Source organism: Streptomyces bathyalis (assembly GCF_015910445.1).
GTDB lineage: Bacteria > Actinomycetota > Actinomycetes > Streptomycetales > Streptomycetaceae > Streptomyces > Streptomyces bathyalis.
On record NZ_CP048882.1, the window covers coordinates 317,366 to 341,779 of the forward strand.

The following is a 24,414-nucleotide window of genomic DNA, read 5'->3' on the forward strand; positions in this document are numbered from 1 at the left end:
CTCCTCGGTAGTGGCAGAGGTGGCGGCAGGTGAGGAGTGTCGGCCATCCGTCGGCTTTGCGCAGTGTGCCGTCGATGGGCAGCAAACCCACTTGCCGAACTCAGGTTTGCGCCTGACAACATGTCACCTCACCTGATGCGTACGGCCCTTGACGTGCGAGCCGGTCTCCCCGGCGGTGCGTCACGCAGGCTGCCGGCGCACGAGACGATGAACGCCCGGATGCCGCCGTGGTCCGGAGGGGTGCGGACTTCCCTGTCGGCGTGCCGATGAGACGGCCCCACCCTCGCAGATCCTGGGCGACCATGCTGAGGCCTTCGAGCGCTCACTGGGAGACTGAAGACGGTCTGAGGTCTGCTTGCCGTGACCTCTTTGCCGTCGGCTACCACGCTTGAGGCTCTGTCCCAAGCTGCAGGGTCACAGCTCACCTCGTCATGCAAACTACCCGTTGGTCAGTGCCCGAGTGGCTTGTACAGCGGTTGGGGGTGCACCTCAACTTGTCTGGAGGGGGGCACATTCAGTTCCCGAGGATCTCGGCCGGTCATGATTCCGGATCGACGGGCGTAGTGGGTGGCGGGATGTGATCAGCTCGGTTGTACAGGTCCCCCGGGAGTGCGGTCACTTCCGTCGGCGGTCGGGAGGTCGTATTCGGCCCAGATGATCTTTCCCTCGCCGGTGTAGCGGGTGCCCCAGCGCTCGGCGATCTGCGCCACCAGGAACAGACCGCGTCCTCCCTCGTCAGTGGTGCGCGCGTGGTGCAGTCGCGGCGATGTGCTGCTCGCGTCGTAAACCTCGCAGATCAGTGCGGTGTGCCGGATCAGTCTCAGCCGGAGCGGTCCGGAGGCGTGCCGGATTGCGTTGGTGACCAGCTCGCTGACGATCAGTTCGACGTTGAAGGCCGCATCGCTCAGGTCCCACTGGTCGAGGCAGTGGCTGGCCAGTGCGCGGGCGTGGGTCACGACCGCCGGGTCGGCGGGAAGGTCCCAGGTCGCCACCTGGTCCGCGGCGAGAGCGTGGGTGCGCGCGAGAAGGAGCGCGACATCGTCCTCGGGACCGCGGTCGGCGAGCACAGAGTCCAGGACGGCTGTGCACTGTTCTTCCAGCGGAAGACCGGGACTTGACAGGGCGGTGCGCAGCCGCGCCAGCCCCGAGTCCACGTCCCGGTCACGGCTTTCGATGAGGCCGTCGGTGTAAAGGGCGAGGACGCTCCCATCCGCGAGTTCGAATTCGGCGGACTCGAATGGCAATCCGCCCAGGCCGAGCGGGGGCCCTGGGGGCAGGTCGGGGAAGGTCACCGACCCGTCCGGGGTGACGATTCCGGGTGGCGGGTGGCCGGATCGGGCCATGGCGCATGTGCGAAGCACCGGATCGTAGACGAGATAGAGGCAGCTCGCCCCGAGCACTGAGGCTGCTTGGCTCCGGCTCTTCTCCCTCGCGGGCTCCTCCCTCAGGAACTTGAGCAACAAGTCATCCAGGTGAGCCAGGAGTTCCTCGGGAGGGAGATCCATGTCTGCCAGCGTGCGCACCGCAGTGCGGATACGGCCCATGGAGACGGCGGCATTGATCCCGTGCCCGACCACGTCCCCGACCACGAGTGCGACTCGCGCCCCCGACAGCGGGATCACGTCGAACCAGTCGCCGCCCACCCCGGCGCCGGCGTCAGCGGGAAGGTAGCGCGACGCGAACTCCAGGGTTGGGTGGGTGGCCAGCATGTGAGGAAGCAGCTCCTGCTGGAGGGCGAGCGCCGTGCTGTGCTCCCGGGCGTACTGACTGGCGTTTTCGATGTAGACGGCGGCCCGGGCGGCGATCTCTTCGGCAAGGAGCAGGTCGTCCCGCTCGAAGGGGTCGTGAGGGCGCCAGCGAATGAACGTGGCGACACCGAGAGTGGTTTCGCGCGTGCCGACCGGGACCAGCATCAAGGAGCAAGCGCCAAGGCCGGCGCCCGTCCCGGCGCCGGGGGGCTCGGCTGCGACGGCGTCATTGTGCTCGTCCTCCAGGACGGGACAGAAGTAGGAGGTGCCATCGGCCAGGGAGCGTGCGCCCGGTGAGAACGGTGGAAACTCGACGGTCTCTCCGACTTCCCCTCTTGCCTTGTGGCGGTCCTCGGCCACTGTCGCCCGGCCCGAGCGGTGCAGCAGTCGAGTACCGAGGGGGGTACCGGGGCTCGGAGCCTCACCTCTCAGTACTGGGCTCAGTAGGTCCACGACGGTGAAGTCGGCCAGCCACGGCACGCAGATATCGGCCATGTCCTGGGCGGTGCGCGTCACGTCCAGAGTGCTGCCGATTCGCGCTCCGGCCTCATTCAGGAGGGCGAGCCGTTCCCGGGCTCGCCAGCGGTCAGTGACGTCCAAGACCATGTAGCAGACGCCCAGTGCCCGGCCTGAGTCGTCATCGAGACGGAAGAACGAGGTCGAATAGGCGTGCTCGCGGTCCGGGTCGGCCTGGGTCCGGCCCCGGTACTCGTAATCGGTCACGGCCCGTCCCGTCTCGAGCACCTTCCGCATCCGGCCCTCGATCGGCTCCGTGTCCAACCCTGGCAGTACGTCGCTGAGCCGCTTCCCCAGCCGTTCCGCACGGGGGACCCCACCGATGCGTTCCAGGGCGTCGTTGATCCACAGGTACCTGAGGTCGGGGCTCATCACCGCGATGCCCACGGGGAAGCGGTTGAGGAACTGCCCGGCCATCGACCAGTCGATCTCCCGCCACGGCTTTCCACCGGCGTCGGCACCCGTCAGGTCGAGCGGAAGGCTCCAGCGGCTCTGCCCGGCGCTGCTGTCGGAGGGGCTCATCGTGCTGCCTCCCTGTGAGAGGCGGTTTTCCAGTCCCGGTGCCGCTCAAGGACGCCGGCCATGAATCCAGCATCGCACCCCACGGGGGACTCCAGCCATCGCCAACCGAGTAGCTCCGATCGGTGTTCCCGAGGGCACCGACGCTGCGCCCTTGATTCGGAGCCGATGCGGTCCGACGGGGGTGCCCCCGGCGGCGCCTCAGGAAACCCGGCCGCACCTCGGTACGAGACGGTTTCGTTTCGAGCGGAGCTTGCGCTACAGTCCCGGGTGTACGAAACCGTTTCGTTCGAAGGGGAGTGTCGATCATGGCTGAAGCAGCAACGGTGCGCCGAAGCCGGATCACACCCGAGCGCGAGGGCGAGCTGTACTCGGCCGTACTCGACCTGCTCCGGGAAGTCGGTTACGACGCCCTCACCATGGACGCCGTCGCCGCCCGCACCCGATCCAGCAAAGCCACCCTCTACCGCCAGTGGGGCGGCAAGGCCGAGCTGGTCGTCAGGGCATTGCGACACCAGAAGCCGCTGCATCTCGCCGACATCGACACCGGGTCCCTTCGAGGCGACCTGCACGCGCTGGCCGTGTGTCAAGGCGACAGCCAGATGGAAGCCGACTCCGCGCTGATGCGGGGACTGTCCATGGCGGTGCACGCGAATCCCGACCTGTTGCAGGCATTCCGTGAACTGTTCATCGAGCCGGAGCTGGAAGACCTCCGCGGGGTGCTGCAGCGCGCGGTCGACCGGGGTGAGATCCGTCCGAACAACCCCGCCCTGGACTATGTCCTGCACATGATGGTCGGCGCGTTCGCGGCCCGAACCATGATCGATGCCCAGCCGCCCACACAAGCCTTTCTGATCTCCTACATCGACGCCGTGGTCCTCCCCGCACTCGGCGCCTGACCCGGGGACTCCCCACCCCTGCCCGTTTTCACCTGACGCGCGGCCGCTCACGCCGTCGGGTCCATGCCCCCTGCCTTATAGACCCAACGAGCTGGACCAGGAGTACGTCCTCGTGGCCACATTCCTATACAAACTCGGCCGATTCGCCTTCCGGCGACGGCACTTCGTCGCCCTGTTCTGGGTGGCGCTGCTGGCGCTGGCGGGCGTGGGCGCAGCACAGGCGCCCGCGGCCGGTTCCACTTCCTTCTCGATCCCCGGCACCGAGGCGCAGAAGGCCTTCGACTTGCTGGACCAGCGTTTCCCCGGCTCCAGTGCCGACGGCGCGACCGCACGCGTCGTCTTCAAGGCACCCGGCGGCGAGAAGATGACGGATGCGGCCCACAAGGCTGTCGTCGGGAACACCGTCAAGGAACTCGGTGACGACTCCCAAGTGGCCGCCGTCAGCGACCCGTTCCGGAGCAAAGCCGTGAGCCGGGGCGGCTCGGTCGCCTACGCGCAGGTCTCGTACAAGGTCTCGGGCATGGAGCTGGAGGACTCCTCCAGGGACGCCCTCAAGGAGGCCGCGCAGGACGCGCGGGACTCCGGGCTGACGGTGGAGGTAGGCGGTGACGCTCTCCAGGCGGTGCCCAAGACCGGCGCCACCGAGGTCATTGGCGTCTCCGTCGCCGCGGTCGTCCTCGTGATCACCTTCGGTTCGCTGATCGCGGCCGGGCTTCCGCTCCTCACCGCGCTGATCGGGGTGGGCACAGGCATCTCCACGATCACCGTGCTGGCCAGCAGGCTGGACCTGGGCTCCACCACCTCGACGCTGGCGATGATGATCGGCCTCGCGGTCGGCATCGACTATGCCCTGTTCATCGCCTCCCGCTACCGTGCCGAGCTCGCCGAGGGCCGAGAACGCGAGGACGCGGCCGGCCGGGCCGTTGGCACCGCCGGTTCTGCCGTCGTCTTCGCCGGTCTCACCGTCGTCATCGCGCTGGTGGGCCTTGCCGTCGTCAACATCCCCATGCTCACCAAGATGGGCATCGCGGCCGCCGGCACAGTCGTCATCGCCGTCCTCATTGCACTCACCATGATCCCGGCGTTGCTCGGCTTCGCGGGCCGGAAGGTGCAGCCGGCCGGCAAGAAGAGCAGGCTGCTGGGCGGAGGGCGCAAGAAGGCCGCGAGTGCCACGGGGAAGCCGAACATGGGGACCCGCTGGGCCCGTTTCGTCGTCCGCCACCCCGTCTCCCTGCTGCTGCTCGGCGTCGTGAGCCTCGGTGCGACCGCGGTCCCGGCCGTCTCGCTGGAACTGGGCCTGCCCGACGACGGCTCGCAGCCGACGTCCACCACGCAGCGCAAGGCTTACGACCTGCTGTCCGAAGGATTCGGGCCCGGCTTCAACGGTCCGCTGATGGTCGTCGTCGACGCGAAGTCCGCCGACAACCCGAAAGCCGCTGTCGGAGAGGTGACCCGGTCCGTCAAGAGCCTCGACAACGTGGTCACCGTGACCCCGGCGACGTACAACAAGGCCGGCGACACCGCGATGATCACGGTGGTGCCCGACTCCAAGCCTTCCTCCACCGAGACGGAGGACCTGACACAGGCCGTCCGCGACGCGGGCGGCGCCATCAAGGCCGACACCGGCGGGGAGGTGCTGGTCACCGGCAGCACCGCGATGAACATCGACGTCTCGCAGAAACTCAACGATGCGCTGCTGCCCTACCTGGCGCTCGTCGTCGGCCTCGCCTTCCTGCTCCTGATCGTCGTCTTCCGCTCGATCCTGGTGCCGCTCAAGGCCGCGCTCGGCTTCCTGCTCTCCGTGCTCGCCGCGTTCGGCGCCGTCGTCGCTGTCTTCCAGTGGGGCTGGCTCGCCGATGTGATGGCGGTGGAGGAGACCGGTCCCATCATGTCGATGATGCCGATCTTCATGGTGGGTGTCGTCTTCGGCCTTGCGATGGACTATGAGGTCTTCCTTGTGACGCGGATGCGCGAGGCGTACATCCACGGGGAACCGCCCCGTGAGGCCGTCGTCACCGGTTTCCGGCACGGGGCCCGCGTGGTCGCTGCCGCAGCCGTCATCATGATCGCGGTGTTCTCGGGCTTCATAGGGTCGAGCGAGTCGATGGTGAAGATGATCGGCTTCGGGCTCGCCGTCGCCGTGTTCTTCGACGCGTTCATCGTGCGCATGGCCATCGTCCCGGCGACCCTGGCGCTACTCGGGAGGGCTGCCTGGTGGCTGCCCAAGTGGCTCGGCCGTGCTCTGCCGAACGTCGATGTCGAGGGCGAGGGGCTGCGCGAGACGCCCGCGGACGGCGATCCGAACGGGCGCGCGCCACATCCGGCCGAGACCAGGGCGCCGAACGCCGAGAAGGCACCGGGCCTGCCCCTCGCCGTAAACCACCAAGGCGTCAGCGAGATCCGCGGCCTCGTCCAGAATGCTGACAGTGCACCAGTGACATCCGCGACGCTGACCCTGATCGACGGCGGCGGGCACCAGCTCGTCAGAACAACCACTGAGGCCGACGGCCGGTACATGCTGCCGGTGCCGGGGAGCGGCAGTTACGTGCTGATCGCCGCCGCCGATCACCACGACCCGCAGGCCGCCAGCCTGGTGGTTGGCGACGGGCCGGTCGACTTCGACCTGATGCTCAGCGGCTCCTGCGGACTGACCGGCACGGTACGCGGCACCAACGGCCTCCCGGTCGGCGACGCCGTGATCGTGGCCACCGATACCCGCGGCAAGGTGATTGCCACCGCCAAGACCGACGCCGAAGGAGGGTACGCCTTCACGGCGCTCACCGCAGGGCACTACACCCTCGCGTTCAGCGCTCCCGCGTTCCGTCCCGCCGCCGAATCGGTCGAGGTCGCCGGCGGCCACACCTGGTGTGACGTCGAACTGCAGCTTCGCGCCAGGATCAGCGGCACCGTGCGGGTCAATGAGGGCCGCCCGCTCGCCGACGCCCAGGTCACGCTGCTGGACGCCGCCGGCAACATGGTCTGCGCCGCGACCACGGGCCCAGACGGGGAGTACGACTTCGCCGACCTGATCGACGGCGAGTACACCCTCGTCGCCAGCAGCTACCCACCGGTCGCAGAGGCTGTCGCGGTGTCCGGCACGGGCAAACAGGGCCACGACCTCTGGCTCCGCCATCCTCGGAACTAGTGGTCAAGACGCTGGATTAGACTCCCGGGCCGCGGGCTTTGCGCAGTGTGCAATCGGTAGGGGAACTCATCTCTCGGGCTCGGGTTCCGCCTGACGGGATGTCAATTCGTCTGACACATACGGCTCTTGACGTGCTGGAGGCGTTGCTCGCTTTCAGCGAAGACGACCCAGCATGGGGGATGAAAGACTTGCGAGGCCGGATCACCGCCCGACAGGAGACTGAGCCCCATCCGGCCGCCCAGCACGGCGCTACAACACTCTGACCGGAGGCTGGCCCAGGCCGCCACCGACGAGCGCCGTGCTCGGCGTGCTCGATGCTTCGCCCTGGCAGGGGGGGCAGTCTGATGGCGGCCACAGACTCGACTTTCGAGAGGCCCACGCGGTGGACTACGACGTGGGAGACAGCCCGGCCGATGTGTCGTTTGCCCGGGTCCGCGCAGCGGGCGTATCGAAGTCACGCCCCACGTAACCTCTCCCTGTGCCTGCACCCCGCCTGCGTCGCGTCGCCGTCCTTGTGCTCGAGGGTGCGAAGCCGCTCGATGTCGGAATTCCCGCGCAGGTTTTCACCACCCGCGCGAGCATGCCGTACGAGGTGCGGGTGTGCGGGGCGACACCCGGTCTCGTGGCCGGCGGCGACGGCCTCGCGTACTACGTCGCCCACGGCCTCGACGCGCTTGCGTGGGCCGACATCGTGTTCGTCCCCGGCTACCGGTTCCCGGACCGCGACGACCCACCGCAGGCCGTCCTCGAGGCACTGATCGCCGCCCACGACCGGGGCGCGCGGCTCGCCGCCATCTCGACAGGCGCATTCGCTCTCGCCGCCACAGGCCTGCTCGACAGCAGGCGCGCCACGACGCACTGGCATTACACGCGGGCACTCGTGGCCAGGTATCCGCTCGTCCAGGTCTACGAGAACGTGCTGTTCGTCGACGAGGGCAGCGTGCTCACCTCGGCCGGCGCCGCCTCCGGCATCGACCTGTGCCTGCACATCCTGCGCGGGGACCTCGGAGTGGCCGCATCCAACCACGCGGCCCGGCGTCTGGTTGCGGCCCCCTACCGCAGCGGCGGCCAGGCCCAGTACGTGCCGCGCAGCGTCCCAGACCCGCTCGGCGAGCGGTTCGGCGCTACCCGAGAGTGGGCGCTGCACCGGCTCGGCGAGCCCCTCACCCTCGACTTACTGGCGCGGCAGGCGGGGGTCTCGCCGCGCACGTTCTCCCGGCGCTTCGTCGAGGAGACCGGCTACACGCCGATGCAGTGGGTGATGCGCGCCCGTATCGACCTGGCCCGCGAACTGCTCGAGCGCTCGCAGCGCAGCGTCGAACAGATCGCCGCCGACATCGGGCTCGGCACCGGCGCGAACCTGCGCCTGCACTTCCAGCGCATCCTCGGCACCACACCGAGCGAGTACCGGCGCACGTTCACCCGGGGCGAGTAGCCCGCCCGGCACCGCGTGGCGGGATCCTTTTGAACCGTGGCGATCCCGCCACTGTCAGCGGCGCTGGCCGCGGGCGAGCCTGGCGTGGAAGGGAAGGGACATCACTCATGACTCGCATCGCCATCAACGGATTCGGCCGCATCGGACGCCATGCGCTGCGCGCACTGCTGGAGCGCGACAGCGACCTCGAAATCGTCGCCGTCAACGACCTGACCGAGCCCGCCACTCTCGCCCGGTTGCTCGCCTACGACAGCACGGCGGGCAGGCTCGGGCGCCCAGTGACAGTCGACGGGGAAGCCCTCGTCGTTGACGGCCGTCGGATCACGGTGCTGGCCGAGCTCGAACCGGCGCAGCTGCCGTGGGCCGAACTCGGCGTCGACATTGTCCTGGAAGCCACCGGCCGCTTCACCTCGGCCAAGGCCGCCCGGGCCCACCTCGACGCGGGCACGAAGAAGGTACTCGTCAGTGCGCCGTCGGACGGCGCCGACGTCACGCTCGCGTTCGGGGTCAACACCGACACCTACGACCCAGGCGTGCACACGATCGTCTCGAACGCCTCCTGCACCACCAACGCGCTCGCGCCGCTGGCAGCGGTCCTCGACGAACTCGCCGGTATCGAGCACGGGTTCATGACGACGGTGCACGCCTACACGCAGGAGCAGAACCTGCAGGACGGTCCGCACCGCGACGCCCGTCGCGCCCGAGCCGCCGGCGTCAACATCGTGCCGACCACGACCGGCGCCGCCAAGGCGATCGGCCTGGTGCTGCCGAACCTCGACGGCAAGCTGTCGGGTGACTCGATCCGCGTACCGGTCCCGGTGGGCTCGATCGTCGAACTCAACACGACCGTCGCCCGTGACGTGACGCGCGACGACGTGCTGGCGGCGTACCGCGCCGCAGCGGAGGGGCCGCTCGCCGGCGTCCTCGAGTACTCGGACGACCCGCTCGTCTCGTCAGACATCACGGGCAATCCCGCCTCATCGATCTTTGACTCGGCCCTCACCCGCGTCGACGGCCGCCACGTCAAGGTGGTCGCCTGGTACGACAACGAGTGGGGCTTCTCGAACCGCGTGATCGACACGCTTGAGTTCCTCGCCACCCGCTGATCGCACGCCGGGGTGGTGCCCCGTTCTCCGGCGACCCCACCGGTCAGCACTTCCTTTGTGCGCTCTGGTTGACGTCCCGCCTCGAATCCAATTTCGGATTTTGCCGTCGATCCATCTGATGCCATGGACGACGCTGGGCACCGGGCAAGAGGCAGCCGTGGAACTGCAGGAGCTCTGCATTGTGAAGAAGTCGATGAGGAGGCCAACACGCTGTCAGGCTGCCGTTGTCAGCTCGTTGATGCCTTGCAGCTGCGTAATGACCTCGCGCAGCGAATGGCACCCCCGTGGCGCCTGGGGCAGTGTGAGTACTGGGCTGTCGCGGCCGTCCGACAGCGCATCGGCCATGGCCGCGAGCGCAGTGGTCACCTTTTGTGCCTCGGCCCTGGATGGGCGTGGCACACCGCGCTCGAGGCGCACCGCGCACGCGGTGGCGGCATCAGCGATCCGTTCTGCCCGTGCCATCACGGCAAGCCAGTCGTGTCCTTGCCCATGCTGCGGTCGGAGAAGTTCAGCTGCGGCCGTCTCCGCGGCGATGCGGGCCTCGGCGAGCGCCCTGTATGCGGCGTTCCGCAGCCGATTGCCCTCGTCGGCGGGATCCCTGTTCGCGGATGAGACAACGGGGCTGCTGCCCGTGGTAGTTGATCCGTCGAGCACATGGCACAGATACCTTTCCGTGCAACGCAGCGCGACAGCCAAGCGGTGGCCTACCCGCAGCCGTGGATTCGCGAGGTGCGGAAGGTGGCCGACGAAGAGCACGATCGCGCAGGCAAGCGCCGTGTCCACCAGTCGGGCAGCTGCCGCCTCGCTGTCCCCCAACGAGTGCACGAACGACAGGACCAGCATGGTGACCACCGCCGTCTGAAATCCGAAGTTGCGGACCGCCACCGGGATCAGCGTTCCACCGGCCGCGGCCACCGCGACCGGCCACCACGCGCCAGACAGTCCTGCCGTGGTCAGCGTGAAGACCAGGACGCCTGTGGCCGTGCCGGCGATGCGGTTCACCACTCGGGAGAAGAGCGGGCCCATGTCGGGCTTCACCAGGAAGGCGGCCGTCGCGGGCAGCCAGTACCAGTGGGTTTGGTGGAGTGCCAGTGCGACGGTGGCGCTGACCGCGACGCAGAGGGCCACGCGCAGCCCGTACTCCCGCCCGACGGGCCCGAAGACGTCCCGCCATCGACGGGCGGGCGCAGAGCGCGTGCTTCGGCCGGACAGGAGGTCCACCGCGCGCCGGGAGCGGCGGACGAGCCCGGACCAGTCGCCCGCCGGGGACGGCCCGGCCCCGTACTCAAGAGGGGTTCGGCCCGGCGTCGTACGGTCGAACGTCACCGCCGCCTCCAGCACTGCACGGTCGAAGGCATCGCGCTGGGCCGTATCGGCGAGCGGGCTCGCCAGCGCGCCGGGTGCCGTCTGAGCACGGACCGCCGCGGCAAGCCGACGGGGCCCGTCAGCCACACGACTGGCCACCGGCCTGCCCTCCCACAGCAGCGCGATGCTCGCTTCGCACAGCGCGGTCGCAGCACCGAGGCGTTCAATGAGGACCTGAGCCCGAGTTGAATCCCGACCGGTGAGCCGTACCGGCCAGGACAGCGCCCGCATCAGCCGCAGTGCCTCATCCGCGTGCTGCTGCGCGGCGGTCAGTCGGCGACGGGCAGCTTCCGCTTCCGGCCCTCCGAGAGCGTGCAGAGCATCAGCGAGTGCGTCGAACACCCCGGCGACGGCTTCCCGTTCGCCGCCACCGGGCGTCGCCTGCCGCAGCCACGGGTTGCGGACGAGGAGCCGGAGCAACAGAAGCCAGGCCGCGCCGCCCAGGAAGCATCCCGCATTGAGCCATGCCGGGCCAGGCAGCGGCATCCCCGCGCCGATCGCCGTGGCGACCAGCAACTGCATGGCTGCCGCGGACCACACAGGGCCGGCCACACTGAGCGCGCCGGAGAACAGGCCCACGACGAAGAGCGCGGGCACAGCACCCCAGTGGCTCCCCGCCTCCGCGAGCAGACCGCCGCACAGCATTCCAAGAGCACCGGCCATCGCCGGCAGTCCTATATGCACGACGCCGGTTCGGCGTGTGCCGGGCCGGTCGTTGACGCCGGCGAGCATCGCGGCGATTCCGGCCGCGACTGCTTGACCAACGTGTTCCGTGATCACTCCCAGCGCCAGCAGTGGTCCTGCGCTCAAGGCACCGCGAAGCATGGCCATCCACGGGACGGGGGCAGAACGCCAAACCAGAGGGTGAATGAGCCAAGTCGGCACGGAACGCGGGCCCCTGCGAGCGGGATCGAAGGAATGGCGCAGGGCGTAAGGGAATCGCGGAACGGACACGGGCCTCCTCGTGCGACCGGTCAGCAAGGAGCGACAGGACGGGGACGGGCGACGATGACCGCGGATATCCGACGCTAACCGAACGATTTGTCATCCTGGCTGCCGACGCATTGCGCGCACATGTCCACCCCTGCTCGTTCCCGCACCGACACTCGGGGCGGTGGCGGAGACCCGTACCGAGACCCCGAATACCGTTTGTTTCCGACAGCGACTCTTCACCAGTGGCACCGACACGCCCCGTAGTCGCACTGAGCACTCTCGGCTCCTCCCGGATTCCTTCACTATCGGCCGCGGACGCCTCGCGCAGTCACGTACCAGTTGCCGCGGCCGACCCGGCCACCGGCAGAAGCCTTCGTCGTCCGAAGAATTGGAGCTGATTTCAGGCCGCTGGCGCCGCCCCGCCGCCCCCCTGTGCAGATAACCATCGATGTCACGACCGTCACGATTCGCCCTCGACTGCTCTTCGCGCCGTAACTTTCGCGTATGGCAGAGGGGTACGAGTGCGCCATGAAGTCGCTGGCGATCGTGACCTCGCTACTCCGGGGCCGGTGGCGGGCAGGCGGAGGACACGGGGCCGCCCTGGTGTCGGAAACCGCTACCTGAGCGTGCACCGCACACCTGGCCTCGCGCCTGACGGGCCGTCATGTAACTGGAGGTCCGCGTCGCGGTGTTCAAGGTGGTCGGTGAGTTCTTCGAGGTCGACGACCGCTGCACCCATCAGGAGGCTTATGAACGGATTTCGAATGCCCTGCTCTCTTTACCCCGTTCTGTCCAGGCGAGCGAAATCCGTCCAGTACCGATCGCCAACCGGTCATACCCTGGGCGCTCCGTCGATCGAGGTGACCGACGCCGAAGGTCCGGTCGATGTCCGGCGCGTCCGCGCAGGTGCCGTTTCCGGCAGAACGATCAGGCACACCAGCGAAACGAGGAGAACCCCGGCGAGGTAGTAACCGATATTCGCCGCCTGGCCGGTGGTGGCCACGATCCGGTTGGCGATCATGGGTGCCATGCCCCCACCGAGCACCGCGCCGGCGTGGAATGCGACGCCCAGGCCCGTCTGTCGCTGCTCGGGTGGGAAGAGTTCGGTGAAGTAGGTGTACAACGGGCCGAACAGCAGACCGGTTGCGGCGAAGCCGATCGCCATCGCGGCGTTCACGGAGGCCAGCGTGCCGTGCGCGGCGAGGTGGAAGATGAACAGCGCGGCGGCGATCGAGGCCACCGCGCCACCGATCATCACCGGGCGGCGACCGATCCGGTCGGACAGGAATGCGGAGAGGACGTTCGCCGCGGCGTGCAACAGCAGCGCGGCGATGCTCCCGATGACGATCGGCTGGCGAGGCAGACTGAGACCCTCGGGCGCAGGCGCGGTGGCGTACGAAAGCATGTAGATGGACATGACGAACGCCATGGAGTTGATCCCGATGCTCACGCCTGCGCCGAGGAGTACCCGACGCCAATTGACACGGAAGACTTGCAACAGTGGGGCCTGCTTCTGAAGCAGGCCCTTCTTTTCGCGCATCATCTCCTGGAACACCGGGCTCTCTGCCACGCCCTTCCGAAGCCAGAGGCCGATCAGCAGCACGACTCCACCGAACAGGAAAGGCAACCGCCAGACCCAGTTCTGGACGCTCTCGGCGGGCGCCAAGAGCACGAGTGCGAACGCGATATTCGCCAGGATCGTACCGACGGGAGCGCCGAGCGCAACGAATACGCCGTACCGCGCACGCTTTTCCGCAGGGGCGTGCTCGATCGCCAACACCGCCGCACCTCCGATCTCACCTGCCGCAGTGAGTCCGTGGATGAGCCGGAGTATCACGAGCAGGACCGGAGCCGCGACGCCGATCAGTGCGTACGTCGGCAGGAGCCCCATCAGCACCGTGGCTGCTCCCATTCCCAAGAAGGTGAGCATCAGCGCGCGCCGCCGACCGTAGCGGTCCCCCACCCAGCCAAAGAGCACCGCACCGATCGGTCCCATGAGAAATCCTATGCCGAACGTGGCAAGACCCATAAAGGTGCTCAACCATGCGTTGTCGGTGCGGAAGAACGTGTCAGTGAAGACGAGCGCGGTGGCCGTTCCGTAGATCGCGAAGTCGTAGAATTCGACGGCGGAGCCGACACCGCTGGCGAAGGCGAGGCGGCCCCTGCTGGTAAGCCGGGCGGAAGTTGGGTCGTTCGTGGTCATGGACGGGTCCTTATCGAATTGTCGTCAGTGAAAGAGAAAGCCCTCAGTCAGGGGCTGACCTGAGCAGGATTTCCCTCCGGTACCTACGCCCCACACGACGCAGAGAACGACGCAGAGAACGCAATCCGGCCTGACGGCGAGGGGGTCGTCCTGCGCGGTTGAAGGAATCTCCTATGGCGCAAGGACTTCGAGGGCAGTGCACTGGGAATGCGCACTTGCAGTGCCCCTGCGGGCCGGTCCGGAGCAGGTCCTTGCTGTAGATACTCGGGGGCCAGGCCGGTTGCTGCGATGAACGATCAAGCGGCAGGCAGGCGATCGTAGACCTTGCGTCCAGCGAACCAGGTTTGCATCACAGTGGTGCGGCCCACCTGGTCGACGGGGACGGTGAACGGATCTCGGTCGAGGACGATGAATTCCGCGGACTTACCTGTTTCGAGCGAACCCGTGACGTCGTCGGTGCCCATCGCCCGGGCTGCGCCGAGGGTGTATGCGTATACGGCCTCGTGGAGGGTGATCGCCTGTTCCGGCCACACGTGCCCCGGGAAGGTCCCGGTCGGGTCGGCGCGGGTCACCAAGCCCTGTATGCCGTGCCATGGGTTCGGGGCGGGCACGACCGGCCAGTCCGAGCCACCGGCGACGAGGACACCGGCGTCGAGGAGATTCCGGTTGGGATGGAGCCGCTCGGCGCGATCACGAGGGAGGCAGTTGCAGAGAGCCTGGTGGATCGGGCCGGGGTACCACAGCGGCGGTGATATGTCCGCGATGACGTCGAGTTCGGCGAGGCGGGGCTGGTCCTCCTCGGCGATGTACTGGCCGTGAGCGATCTGGAACCGGGGCTCGGCGTGCCCTGCCGCACGGACAGCTGCGATGGCGTCCAGGCTCATGCGTACCGCTCCGTCGCCGGTGCTGTGGATCTTCGCAGAGAGCCCCTGTTCGGCGACGCGCAGGAGCCATCCGGTGAGATCTGCCAGGCTCATCATGGTGTTGCCGCGCCATCCGCCGCCGTGCACGTCGTCGGGCAGGTAGGACTCGAGGAACGACGCGGTCCTTGCGGGCGGGACGCCATCGAGGAAGATCTTGACGAAGTCGGGTCTGTGGTGGGGACTGCGGTAGGTCTCACGTCGGTCGATCAGTTCTTGCCCGATCGGGGTGGTACCGAGGACATGGTCGTTGATCTGAAGTGAGGTCACGACCCAAGCGTCGAGTCGGCCGGTGTCGTCGAGATGCTTGAGCGCCGCCAGCATCTGGGCGGAGGCGGCAGCGTCCTGGAAAGCGGTGACCCCGAACGTGTGCAGGATCTCGATGCCCCGTCGGCATGCCGCAGCGTCTTGCTCCACGGTGGTGGGGGCCGAGGCGATGTAGGCGTGCTCGAGGGGAATGACAGCGGACTCGAAGAGCAAGCCGACCGGTGCACGGGTGGCGGGGTCGCGGACGATGGTGCCACCGGTGGGATCGGGGAAGGCCGCGTCGATGCCGGCGAGCGCAAGTGCGGCCGAGCTGACCCAGCGGTTGTGGCAGCTGTCGTCGCGGAGTAGCACGGGGCGCCCTCCCGCGGCCTCGTCGAGGGCGGCGAGAGCCTTCAAGTCGGACAGTTCCGGGATCAATCTGATGCCCCAGCCACCGCCGACGACCCAGGCGTCGGGTGCGAGGTCGGCTGACCAGTCCTGGATGGCATCGAGAACCACGGAGAGATCGGCGCTGGCATCGAGTTGCAGCTCGTAAAGATCAGCCCGGCCGGCGATCATGTGATGGTTGTGGACGTCGGCCAGGCTGGGCATCAGGACCGAGCCGCCGTGGTCGACGATCTCGGGGGCGCCTTCGACCTGTTCGAGCAACTCCTCGCCGCCGATCGCGACGAGGGTGCCGTCGGCGACGAGCAGGACCGAGGCCAGTGGCTGGGCAGGATCAAGGGTGTGGATGCGGGCGTTGCGATGGGCGACGTCAGCCTTGACGGTCATGCGTTTCCCCTTGGGAAGGCAGGATGTGCGGACTGGTCGGTGCCTGGGGCGGCCTCGGGTGCGGGACTACCTCGCCAACCCTCACGTACGACGTCGACCGTGGGCCGCCAGAAAGTGCACAGGTAGCCACCAGAAAATGCATGGCATCGCCGAGTACGACCGCCGCCATCACCCTGATGAAAGGGTCCGGTGAGCGCTGTGTGCTGGTGCTCGGCTTCGTCTGGGGCCCGCACGATCAGTACGAGCGTCAGGGCGGTCAGGACCGGGTCGACCGCGCCGGTCAGGGCGACCAGCGCCCGCATCAGATGCTGTCGCCACAACCACACGAAGCCCTCGGCGATCTCGGCCCGCAGTCCGCGGTGTTCCTTGCCGTGCCGCTCGTGTGACCCGGGCCGTACGAACAGCTTCGTGAGGAATCCGACCGCGTAGGAAAGGAAGTTCACCGCGAAGGGCAGCATGTGGCTGACCGTAAACAGGGCCCCACCGAGCGGCCGTCCCGCCAGTTCGGCGCCCATCTCCCGGGCCTGGTTCTGGGCGAGCGCGGTGGGCAGTTGAGGCCGTGGCACGATGATGAGGGCCTGGGGCTGACCGCTCCGGGTTGGGCCTGTCAACACTCCCCCACGCTTGCGGCGGCCGTCCGCACCGCAACATCAGGCCGGCAAACCGCCAGTGACGTGATCTGCCGGAACCGGTACCTGGATCCCATGCATTCCCTGGTGGCTGCCCGTGCACCGAAGGGCACCCGGCGGGCGATGCGCCCGGCGAAGGTCGAGCAAAGTGCCGAACCCGAGCGTGCACCGGATCGCAGGAGAGTACTGATGGGTCGTCAGGAATGTCGCTACGAGCACTTCTACATCGGCGGGGAGTGGGTGGGCGCCTCCACCGGCCACGTCATCACTCCCGTCAACCCGAGCACCGAGGTGGCACTGGGCAGCGTGCCCAAGGCGCTCGAGGCGGACGTCGATGCCGCGGTCGACGCGGCGCGCCGGGCCTTCGACGAGCGCGGCGGCTGGTCCGGTTGGGAGCCAGGACGCCGGGCCGAGGTGATGGAACGCTTCGCCACGGAGATCGAGGCGCGGGCCGGCCGCATCGCCGAGCTCGTCAGCCTTCAGAACGGCATGCCGATCAGCATGTCCCGGCAACTGGAGGCCGGATATCCGACCGAGGTGCTGCGCTATTACGCCGGGCTGGCTCGCACGACGGACTTCTCCGAGGTCCGCGGAGGGCTGCTCGGGGGCTCGATCGAAGTGCGCCACGTCCCAGTGGGCGTCGCCGCGGCGATCGTGCCGTGGAACTATCCGCAGGTCCTGTCCATGTTCAAGATCGCACCCGCGATGGCGGCGGGTTGCACGGTGGTCCTCAAGCCGTCCCCGGAAGCCGTGTTCGACTCGTTCCTGGTCGCCGAGGCGGCAGAGGCAGCGGGTGTTCCCGCCGGAGTACTCAACGTTGTGCCGGGTGGCCGGGAGGCAGGCGCACATCTCGTGGCCCACCCCGGCGTGGACAAGGTCGCCTTCACCGGCTCCACGCCGGCCGGCCGGGTCGTCGCCGAGACCTGCGGGCGCCTGCTGCGCCCGGTCACTCTGGAGCTCGGTGGCAAGTCCGCGGGCATCATCCTGGACGATGCCGAACTGGACCCGGCGACGATCGGGGAGGACTTGATCCGCGCGACCCTCACCAACAACGGCCAGACCTGCTTCCTCAGCACCCGCATCCTGGCACCGCGAAGCCGCTACGCGGAGGTCGTGGACCTCGTCACCGAACTCGCCCGCACCCTGCCCGTGGGCGACGCGATGGACGAGAACACGCTCATCGGGCCGTTGACCACCGCACACCAGCGGGAGCGCGTAGAGGGTCACATCGCAAAGGGACGCAGCGAGGGTGGCCGGATCACCACCGGCGGCGGACGCCCCGTCGGCCTGGACAAGGGCTGGTTCATCGAGCCCACGGTCTTCGCAGACGTCGGCAGCGGATTCGGCGTCGCGCAGGAAGAGATCTTCGGGCCGGTGCTCTGCGTGCTGCCGTACGACGATGTCGACGACGCCGTCCGGATCGCCAACGACTCGGACTACGGCCTCGGCGGAACCGTGTGGACCTCGGATCCCGAACGAGGCGCGGCCGTCGCCCGACGGGTGCGCACCGGAACGATCGGGGTGAACCGCTACCTGCCCGACCCGGTCGCTCCCTTCGGCGGTGTCAAGGCGAGTGGCCTCGGCACCGAACTCGGCCCCGAGGGGCTCGAGTCGTACCTGCAAATCCAGTCGGTCTACTGCTGACGAAGCCCGCGGGGCAGGAAGGGGCTTCGACCGTCGCCGCGATCGAAGCCCCTACGATCCGTCTGTTCTTCCGTTCAGACGTATGAATCCAGCAGCCCTTCCAGAACCTCCAGTTGCCGTTCGGGCGTGGTGGCTGCCGGTGTCAGCACCGCGTTGGCCTGGAAGCCCAGGACGACGGCGACCAGAGTCTCGACGATGCGCTCGTCAGGGACGGAAGTCCTCACCTCGCCGAGGAGCCTGGCCTGTGCGAGGCAGTTGTGCATCAGCGTCCGCCAACGGGCGGTCGTGGCCTGGTAGGCCGACGACATGCCCGGGGCGTACAGGGCACGGTCGCAGAACGCGATCACGACCCGCGCTTCGAGCAGCCGGGTGTCGTCCAGCGGCATCAGTTCGTGACAGAGGCCACGCAGGGCGGCCAGCCCGCGGGATTCGGCGATGGCGGGCGCGAGACGGCGTTCGGTGGCGGCGCACGCGTACTGGAATGCGGCCAACAGTATCTCGTCCTTGTCGCGGAAGTACGGCGCGAGCCCTCCGTTGGCGAAGCCGGCCTCGGCCGCCAGCTCCCGCATGGTCACGGCGGCCAGGCCGCGGCGGCTGATCAGCGCCCAGACCGACTCGATGATCAGCCGCCGGCGTTCGTCATGGTCGACGATCTTCGGCATCCGGTGATTCTCCTCATCGCCGTTGTACGAGGATCAGACGAGCATGGCCGCCATGCTGACGATCATGAGTGCGGCCCCTGACTCCCGGTACGCCCGGGCTCTGCGTGCCGGCGAAGCAATCGCCTCCGCAGTGGATGAAGTGCTCGACAACCGCCGGAACATGATCCCACCTGCTCTGGCGGTGACCCAGACGATGACGGTCAGCACGGCCGCCGCGCCCGGTGGGTCACCCGCCACGGCGGCCACGTGCGTATGCGAGCCGCCAGAGGTGATGCCATCGCTCATGAGGGCCATGAGCAGTGTCATCGCGGCGAGGTCGATCGACCCGGTCCAGCCTCGGCGGGCGGCACAGGCCCGGACGACGCTCCACAGGCATGCGGCCCCGGCTGCGCAGGTGCCGGGAGACACCCTGCCGCCGGCCATCAGCGCCATGCCGCCCATTGACAGCAGTTGCGGTCCCCACCGGTGCACCGGCCCGGGCAAATGACCGGCCAGGCAGAGAAGCGCCCCCGCCAGGCCGGCCGCCGGAAGCAGTTCACTCATGGCATTTGCTGTCGCAGCCGCCGTGCGAGGCGGGCGAGTTCGGGGGGACGTCCAGCGTCGGATTGCGGTCGAAGAAGCCGACCGGCTTCAGCTTGAAACCGGTGTAGTCGACCGGCATGACCGGCCAGTCCTCCGGCCTGGGTGCGTGGGTGAGGCCGAAGGTGTGCCAGACGACCAGCGACTGCCCGTCGATGTCCCGGTCGGCCGCCGCGTATGCGGGCAGTCCGGCACCGCCCCGGTGCTGGTTGACGAAGTCGCCGGCCGGGTAGCGCTCGGCGGGGTCGTAGGCGGTGACCCACAGGTGCTTGGTGGCGAAGGCGGCGCGGGCGGCGATGGAGGAGCCCGGGTCGGCGAGCAGGGTCGGCTTGCCCTCCGGGTGGAGCACGTAACCGACCGGTTTGCCGAGCGCGTTGAGCGAGGCGGGGTTGGTGATGTGCCAGACGCGGTCGACAGTCATGTCGGCGGAGCGCTGTGCCTCGCTCTCCCGGGTCAGCGGCGTGTGCCGGTATGTGAAGGCGTTGCCACGGGGGTTGCCGGCGCCCATCGGAACCCGTACCGCATCGACTTCCTCGACCCGGTTCGTCGTGCCGTCGAGCGCCATGTCGAGGCGGGCGCAGAACAGATGCTGGTGATAAGGAGCGCCGAGGCCTGGGGCGATTTCGGCAGAGTAGGGGTAGTTGCCTCCTGGATGGGCGGAGGTGAAGACGACGCCGGTGGCCTTGGCCTCGAACTCGATGGTGCCGTCGAGGTAGAGGTACCAGTAGAAGCCGTAGTCGTAGTTCCCGATGGTGGTGAAGAACGAGAGGACCATGCGGCGTTGGCGGCGGGTCTCGTGCGAGCCCGTCCACAGATCACTGTGCTTCCAGAGGATGCCGTAGTCCTCTTCGTGCAGGCAGATGGCGTTGGGCAGGGTCCATGGACGGCCCGACTCGTCGGCAATGACCGCGTCGAGGTAAGTGATGTCGCCGAGACAGTCGCAGCCCAGTTCCAGGGCGTTGGTCGACCGGCCGAGCAGGTATTCGCCGGTGTCGAAGTAGTTCTGCCAGGAGCGGACCGGGGACGGGTCGGCGTAGGGCACGACCATCTCGGCGATCGAGGCCCGATGGATGATCGGGTACTCGCGGCCCTTGTCCCGGTTGTGGAAGGCCAGTTGGTGCAGGACGAGGCCCTCGCGGGCGTCGAAGCCGATGCGCAGCGACCAGTTCTCCCAGGTGAGGAGGTTGCCGTCCAGAGCGAAGCTGGGGCCTTCGGGTTGGGTGATCTCTATGGGCCTCTGGGTGGTTCGGGCGGGGCCCGTGACCGCGGGGTCGTCGAAGTTGCCGGACCCGGCCGGGACCGGGACGGGACCGAGGTCGACGATCCGGTGGACCGTACGGGCAGCTATGTCGACGTAGGCGACCAGGCCGTCGACGGGGTGGGCCCAGGCATGGTCGCGGTCGTGGTCCTGGACGAAGGCCAGGCCGCGCAGGATCCGGCGGCCTGTCTCCTCGGGGTACTCGTCGGCGTAGACGCCGGCGGACAGCGGCGCGACGCGGACCTGTGCCACGTCGAGACCGCGGCTCTTCAGGGCGGCGAGCCACTCCTCGTCCTGGGCGAGCACCTCTTCGACGGCGGCGATCTCCTCTTCCAGGATGGGGAGTTGGCCGTCCGCGACGGGGTCCAGGGTCCTGTTGCTGACGATGTTCTGCCGGGTCAGGGAGACGACGACGTCCTGGCCCGGGGCACCGGCGGTGTCGTGCAGGAGCACCCTGGCCCGGCGGTCGAGGGCGGGCCGCTCCGAGGCGGTGAGCAACTCGTGCTTTGTGGGCTCTTCGAGGCCCACATAGACGAACCGTGAGGTGTCCCGCAGCAGACCGGCTCGGTCCAGCACCGAGCGGATGCGGATGATCTCGTCGCCGGTCAGTTGGTCGAGGGGGTGAGCTGTTGCGGTCATGGCGTTCCTCCGGGATGCGCTGTGGGGCGCGTTTTTCTACGTTCGTAGAGGAAAAAGGACGACGATGGTCCAGGTCCAGACGCTTGCAGGGGCCTTCTGCCGTTCCACGGGATCCCGTGCATGGACAGGTGACACCGGGTGCACGGGTTGGTGAATCTGCAGCCCGCGGGAAGAAGCGGATCCCGGGGCCGGCGCGTGGAGCAGCCCACCCGGAAGCCTGTCGCCGGTCTTCTAATCCGCCGTACGGCGGCCCGTCACGTCTGCGCGGATCCGGGCCGCTGTGACCAGCGCGCTCTCGATCGCGCCGTCGATGTACCCGAGCCAGGCGGTGGCGTAGTCGCTGCCCGCGAAGTGCACAGGGCCCTCCGGCTGCTGGAGTTCGGGGATCACACTCGTGAGCTGCCCCGGCCGCAGGTTGGCCCAGGTGCCCCGGGAGAGGCGGTCGTTGGTCCAGTCGTGACCGTCGACCGCGATCACTTCGGCATCCGGGAGCCAGCGTCGGACCGCGGCCTGAACGGCCTCGTGGTCCTCCGGCCCTATGCGCGTCGCGTCGTCACCGAACAGGACGAGAACGCTGTCGCCTTCCACCTCGTACTCATACTGTGCGACGGACAGCGGAGAGGCGGTCGGGGAGGCGAAGCCGGTGAACGGCTCCACCGGGCCCCGGATCCGCGCCCACAGCTTGATACCGCGAGAGGGTTGCCCCTGTTCGACCGCGGCCCGTTTGGGCTTGGGCAGCTCGGGCAGGAAGGTGATCCCCGGCAGTGCGTTGAGCGGGACGGTCACGATCACGGCCTTGGCCTGGTACACCTCGCCGGTGGCGGTGCGTGCCGTGGCGCCCTCGTCGTGTGACGTCACCTCCACGACTTCGGTGTCGAGCTCGATTGTCGCCGTCCCGTCCGTGGCGATCGCCTCGGCGAGGGCCCGCGTCCCACCCTGGATCTTGAAGGTGGCGGCGGCCTCCAAGTCGGTTGCCGCGTCCCACTGGGCCAGGGCCATCAGGCGCGCGACGTGCGCGAGGCTCACCTCCTCCGGACGAGCTTGGAAACCGGTGGCGCAGAACGCCTCGATGACCACGCGAGCGTCCTCGCCGAGGCGCAGCATCTTGAGGCGGTCGGCGACGCTGGTCAAGTCGAGTTCGGTGACGAGGTCCCGCGCGAACAGCGGGTCGAAGGCATAGGGGAAGGCGTCCCTGGCCTCGGCGACCAGCCCGCCAAGGCCCTGTTCGAGGAGCTCGAGTGCCGTGTCGCGGGTGAGCTCCAGAATGCCCGCCGGGGCGGCCACAAGGAATCGCCGGGCATCCGGACTGGGAACGACTCCGAGACCGTAACGGGTCAATTCGGCCCAGACGTGCGGCTGCAGGGGGTGCACCCAGGCGCCGCCCAATTCCAGCTCCTGGCCGAGTCGACTGTCGGTCCAGGTCCGGCCGCCGATGCGGTCGCGGCCTTCGAGGACCACCACCTTGACCCCGCTGCGAGTCAGCTCGCGTGCTGCGACGAGGCCGGCAAAGCCGGCGCCGATGACGAGAACATCAGTGTTGCGGCTCATGTCGATTTTGTTCCTCGCGTTCCTGGGAGGAGCCGGTCAGGCTGAGGCCGTTACGTCGTGCGTGGGGTCTCGCGGGGCCGGGTCCGCGGGGTCGGTCCCGGCCCCACGGTTACGTGCGTACCCGAGCACGACGCCGCCGGTGAACACGGCGACCACGGTCAGCTCCAGGACAACTGCGGTGGTGCCGGACGCGGAGATGAGAGTCGTGAAGTTGTTCAGTGCCAGCACGGTGGCGCCGAGGAGCAGAGCCATGGACAGCATTGGTGCGATCAGCGTGTTCCAGCGCCGGGTGTCGAAGCGGGTCCTGCGGAAGAACACGACGATCGAGAGCGAGGTCAGCAGGTACAGGAGCATCAACGCGAGCACACCCACCCCGCCGCCCCAGGTCAGCAAGGTGATCACCGGGTCCGCTCCGGCTATCGCGAACGGGACGACCATGGCGAGCGTCACGAGCGTCTGGACCAGGCTCGCCGTGTACGGGGCGCCCTGGCGGTTCGTGCGGGACAGCCAGGCGGGCAGGACGCCGGTGGAGCCGAGGGAGTGGAAGTAGCGGTTGATGCCGTTGTGGAAGGCCAGCACGCCCGCGATCAGCGAGGTGGCGAGCAGGATCTGCATGGCGCCGGTGGCCCAGGAGCCCAGTGTGGCGGTCACCGCGTCGAAGACCACTGACGTGGCGCTGCCGCTCTCCAGCGCGTTCCTTGCCACGTCCTGCACGTTGTCCGGGCCGTAGTAGCTGACGAACATCCAGGACACGAAGGCGAAGAAGATCGAAATCACGGCGACGGAGAGATAGGTGGCCCGGGGCACGGTGCGGGCAGGGTCCTTCGCCTCTGCCGCGTAGATCGCGGTGGATTCGAATCCGATGACGCAGGCGATCGCGAAGGTCAGTGCGACCCCCGGCGCTCCGGAGAAGAAGGCCGAGGGAGAGAAGGAACCCGCGAGGTCCAATCCCTGGGGGCCGCCACCCGACAGCACCTCGTGGATCGCGAAGGCCACGAGCAGCGAAGTCTCAGCCACCACGAGGACGGCCAGCAGCCGTGCACCGAATTCGATGTTCAGCGAGCCGAGCGCCTGAACGAGGCAGATTGTCCCCACTGTCCACACCCACCAGGGCAGGTCGATCGAGGCGTACTTCTGGAAAAGGCCCTGCACGACCACGCCGTATAGCCCGTACATGCCTGCCTGGGTCGCGCTGTAACAGAGCACCGCGGCCTGGGAGGCGCCGACGCCGAGCGGTTTGCCCAATCCCCGGGAGACGTAGGCGTAGAAGGCGCCGGCATCGGTCACATGGCGGCTCATCGCTATGAACCCGACCGAGAACAGGCCGATCATGACGCCGACCGCCAGGTACACGGCGGGCACACCACCCCCGTTGCCGAGGCCGAGGGGGATGGGAAGGGTTCCGGCGACACCCGTGAGGGGAGCCTGCGCGGACAGGACGAAGAAAAGGATCCCTGCCACGCCCACGGCTCCTTGCCGGAGGTGAGTGCGGTGATTCGGGGGCGAGGACTGCTGAGTCACGAAAACTCCCTGGGAGATACGGCGACGGAGAGAAAACCGCTCGCTGAGGACCAGGAAGGCAGAAAAAGCCATCGTGGTGCGCGAGTACGAGGCACGGACCATCCCCT

Annotated in this window: 15 protein-coding genes and 1 pseudogene; 7 read left to right on the forward strand and 9 right to left on the reverse strand. The window is 68.2% G+C overall.

The genetic code is table 11. The features are described 5' to 3' along the window. Positions 1-581 precede the first annotated feature (581 nt). Positions 582-2,786, reverse strand: coding sequence for a SpoIIE family protein phosphatase (locus tag G4Z16_RS01485; protein ID WP_197348779.1), 2,205 nt, complete (start codon positions 2,784-2,786; stop codon positions 582-584). A 305-nt stretch (positions 2,787-3,091) separates the two neighbouring features. On the opposite strand from G4Z16_RS01485, the gene G4Z16_RS01490 reads away from it, so the two are divergent. The 5 genes and pseudogenes from G4Z16_RS01490 to gap all read left to right on the forward strand — a co-directional run bounded on the left by G4Z16_RS01490 (position 3,092) and on the right by gap (position 9,368). Then, positions 3,092-3,682, forward strand: a complete 591-nt coding sequence (locus G4Z16_RS01490) for a TetR/AcrR family transcriptional regulator (protein ID WP_197348780.1) — start codon at positions 3,092-3,094, stop codon at positions 3,680-3,682. Between the two features lie 112 nt (positions 3,683-3,794). Continuing rightward, a pseudogene (locus G4Z16_RS01495) lies at positions 3,795-5,981 on the forward strand (MMPL family transporter); the annotation flags it as partial. Positions 5,982-6,080: 99 nt separating this feature from the next. Then, positions 6,081-6,827: an MSCRAMM family protein gene (locus G4Z16_RS32260; protein ID WP_281393774.1), complete on the forward strand. Its 747-nt coding sequence runs from the start codon at positions 6,081-6,083 to the stop codon at positions 6,825-6,827. Between the two features lie 478 nt (positions 6,828-7,305). After that, positions 7,306-8,262 (forward strand): GlxA family transcriptional regulator, encoded by a 957-nt coding sequence (locus tag G4Z16_RS01500; RefSeq protein ID WP_197348782.1) that lies wholly within the window; start codon positions 7,306-7,308, stop codon positions 8,260-8,262. Positions 8,263-8,369: 107 nt separating this feature from the next. Beyond that, positions 8,370-9,368 carry a type I glyceraldehyde-3-phosphate dehydrogenase gene (gene gap, locus G4Z16_RS01505; RefSeq protein WP_197348783.1) on the forward strand — a complete coding sequence of 333 codons (999 nt, stop codon included), beginning with the start codon at positions 8,370-8,372 and terminating at the stop codon, positions 9,366-9,368. A gap of 213 nt (positions 9,369-9,581) precedes the next feature. Here the strand turns inward: gap and G4Z16_RS01510 are convergent, their stop codons facing one another. From G4Z16_RS01510 to G4Z16_RS01520, 3 genes are all read right to left on the reverse strand, one after another. Then, a complete protein-coding gene (locus G4Z16_RS01510; RefSeq protein WP_246530617.1) occupies positions 9,582-11,543 on the reverse strand; it encodes an FUSC family protein in 1,962 nt (653 codons plus the stop codon). Positions 11,544-12,498: 955 nt separating this feature from the next. Next, complete coding sequence (locus G4Z16_RS01515) at positions 12,499-13,869, reverse strand: MFS transporter (RefSeq protein WP_197348785.1); 1,371 nt, start codon at positions 13,867-13,869, stop codon at positions 12,499-12,501. A gap of 296 nt (positions 13,870-14,165) precedes the next feature. Next, positions 14,166-15,827 (reverse strand): amidohydrolase, encoded by a 1,662-nt coding sequence (locus G4Z16_RS01520; RefSeq protein WP_197348786.1) that lies wholly within the window; start codon positions 15,825-15,827, stop codon positions 14,166-14,168. Between the two features lie 140 nt (positions 15,828-15,967). On the opposite strand from G4Z16_RS01520, the gene G4Z16_RS01525 reads away from it, so the two are divergent. Together G4Z16_RS01525 and G4Z16_RS01530 are read left to right on the forward strand one after the other, a co-directional pair. Further along, a complete protein-coding gene (locus G4Z16_RS01525) occupies positions 15,968-16,213 on the forward strand; it encodes a hypothetical protein (RefSeq protein ID WP_197348787.1) in 246 nt (81 codons plus the stop codon). A 432-nt stretch (positions 16,214-16,645) separates the two neighbouring features. After that, on the forward strand, positions 16,646-18,100 hold the full coding sequence (locus tag G4Z16_RS01530; RefSeq protein WP_197348788.1) for an aldehyde dehydrogenase: 1,455 nt from the start codon (positions 16,646-16,648) through the stop codon (positions 18,098-18,100). Between the two features lie 74 nt (positions 18,101-18,174). Here G4Z16_RS01530 and G4Z16_RS01535 read toward each other — a convergent pair whose 3' ends face one another. From G4Z16_RS01535 to G4Z16_RS01555, 5 genes are all read right to left on the reverse strand, one after another. Beyond that, a complete protein-coding gene (locus tag G4Z16_RS01535) occupies positions 18,175-18,762 on the reverse strand; it encodes a TetR/AcrR family transcriptional regulator (protein ID WP_197348789.1) in 588 nt (195 codons plus the stop codon). Positions 18,763-18,795: 33 nt separating this feature from the next. Then, positions 18,796-19,305, reverse strand: coding sequence for a hypothetical protein (locus G4Z16_RS01540; RefSeq protein WP_197348790.1), 510 nt, complete (start codon positions 19,303-19,305; stop codon positions 18,796-18,798). Next, positions 19,298-21,238, reverse strand: a complete 1,941-nt coding sequence (locus tag G4Z16_RS01545) for a primary-amine oxidase (RefSeq protein ID WP_197348791.1) — start codon at positions 21,236-21,238, stop codon at positions 19,298-19,300. Before G4Z16_RS01545 ends, G4Z16_RS01540 begins: the two co-directional genes overlap by 8 nt. Positions 21,239-21,469: 231 nt before the next feature. Next, the gene (locus G4Z16_RS01550) at positions 21,470-22,786 is read right to left on the reverse strand and encodes a flavin monoamine oxidase family protein (protein WP_197348792.1); all 1,317 of its coding nucleotides are present in this window, start codon (positions 22,784-22,786) and stop codon (positions 21,470-21,472) included. A gap of 36 nt (positions 22,787-22,822) precedes the next feature. After that, on the reverse strand, positions 22,823-24,247 hold the full coding sequence (locus G4Z16_RS01555) for an APC family permease (RefSeq protein ID WP_246530618.1): 1,425 nt from the start codon (positions 24,245-24,247) through the stop codon (positions 22,823-22,825). Between the last annotated feature and the right edge of the window lie 167 nt (positions 24,248-24,414).

What these genes read in the sequence shown, in the direction of transcription:
- G4Z16_RS01485 (WP_197348779.1), bottom strand. Translation starts at nt 2,786, where the DNA reads ATGAGCCCCTCCGACAGCAGCGCCGGGCAGAGCCGCTGGAGCCTTCCG.
- G4Z16_RS01490 (WP_197348780.1), top strand. Translation starts at nt 3,092, where the DNA reads ATGGCTGAAGCAGCAACGGTGCGCCGAAGCCGGATCACACCCGAGCGC.
- gap (WP_197348783.1), top strand. Translation starts at nt 8,370, where the DNA reads ATGACTCGCATCGCCATCAACGGATTCGGCCGCATCGGACGCCATGCG.
- G4Z16_RS01515 (WP_197348785.1), bottom strand. Translation starts at nt 13,869, where the DNA reads ATGACCACGAACGACCCAACTTCCGCCCGGCTTACCAGCAGGGGCCGC.
- G4Z16_RS01520 (WP_197348786.1), bottom strand. Translation starts at nt 15,827, where the DNA reads ATGACCGTCAAGGCTGACGTCGCCCATCGCAACGCCCGCATCCACACC.
- G4Z16_RS01525 (WP_197348787.1), top strand. Translation starts at nt 15,968, where the DNA reads ATGGCATCGCCGAGTACGACCGCCGCCATCACCCTGATGAAAGGGTCC.
- G4Z16_RS01530 (WP_197348788.1), top strand. Translation starts at nt 16,646, where the DNA reads ATGGGTCGTCAGGAATGTCGCTACGAGCACTTCTACATCGGCGGGGAG.
- G4Z16_RS01535 (WP_197348789.1), bottom strand. Translation starts at nt 18,762, where the DNA reads ATGCCGAAGATCGTCGACCATGACGAACGCCGGCGGCTGATCATCGAG.
- G4Z16_RS01540 (WP_197348790.1), bottom strand. Translation starts at nt 19,305, where the DNA reads ATGAGTGAACTGCTTCCGGCGGCCGGCCTGGCGGGGGCGCTTCTCTGC.
- G4Z16_RS01545 (WP_197348791.1), bottom strand. Translation starts at nt 21,238, where the DNA reads ATGACCGCAACAGCTCACCCCCTCGACCAACTGACCGGCGACGAGATC.
- G4Z16_RS01550 (WP_197348792.1), bottom strand. Translation starts at nt 22,786, where the DNA reads ATGAGCCGCAACACTGATGTTCTCGTCATCGGCGCCGGCTTTGCCGGC.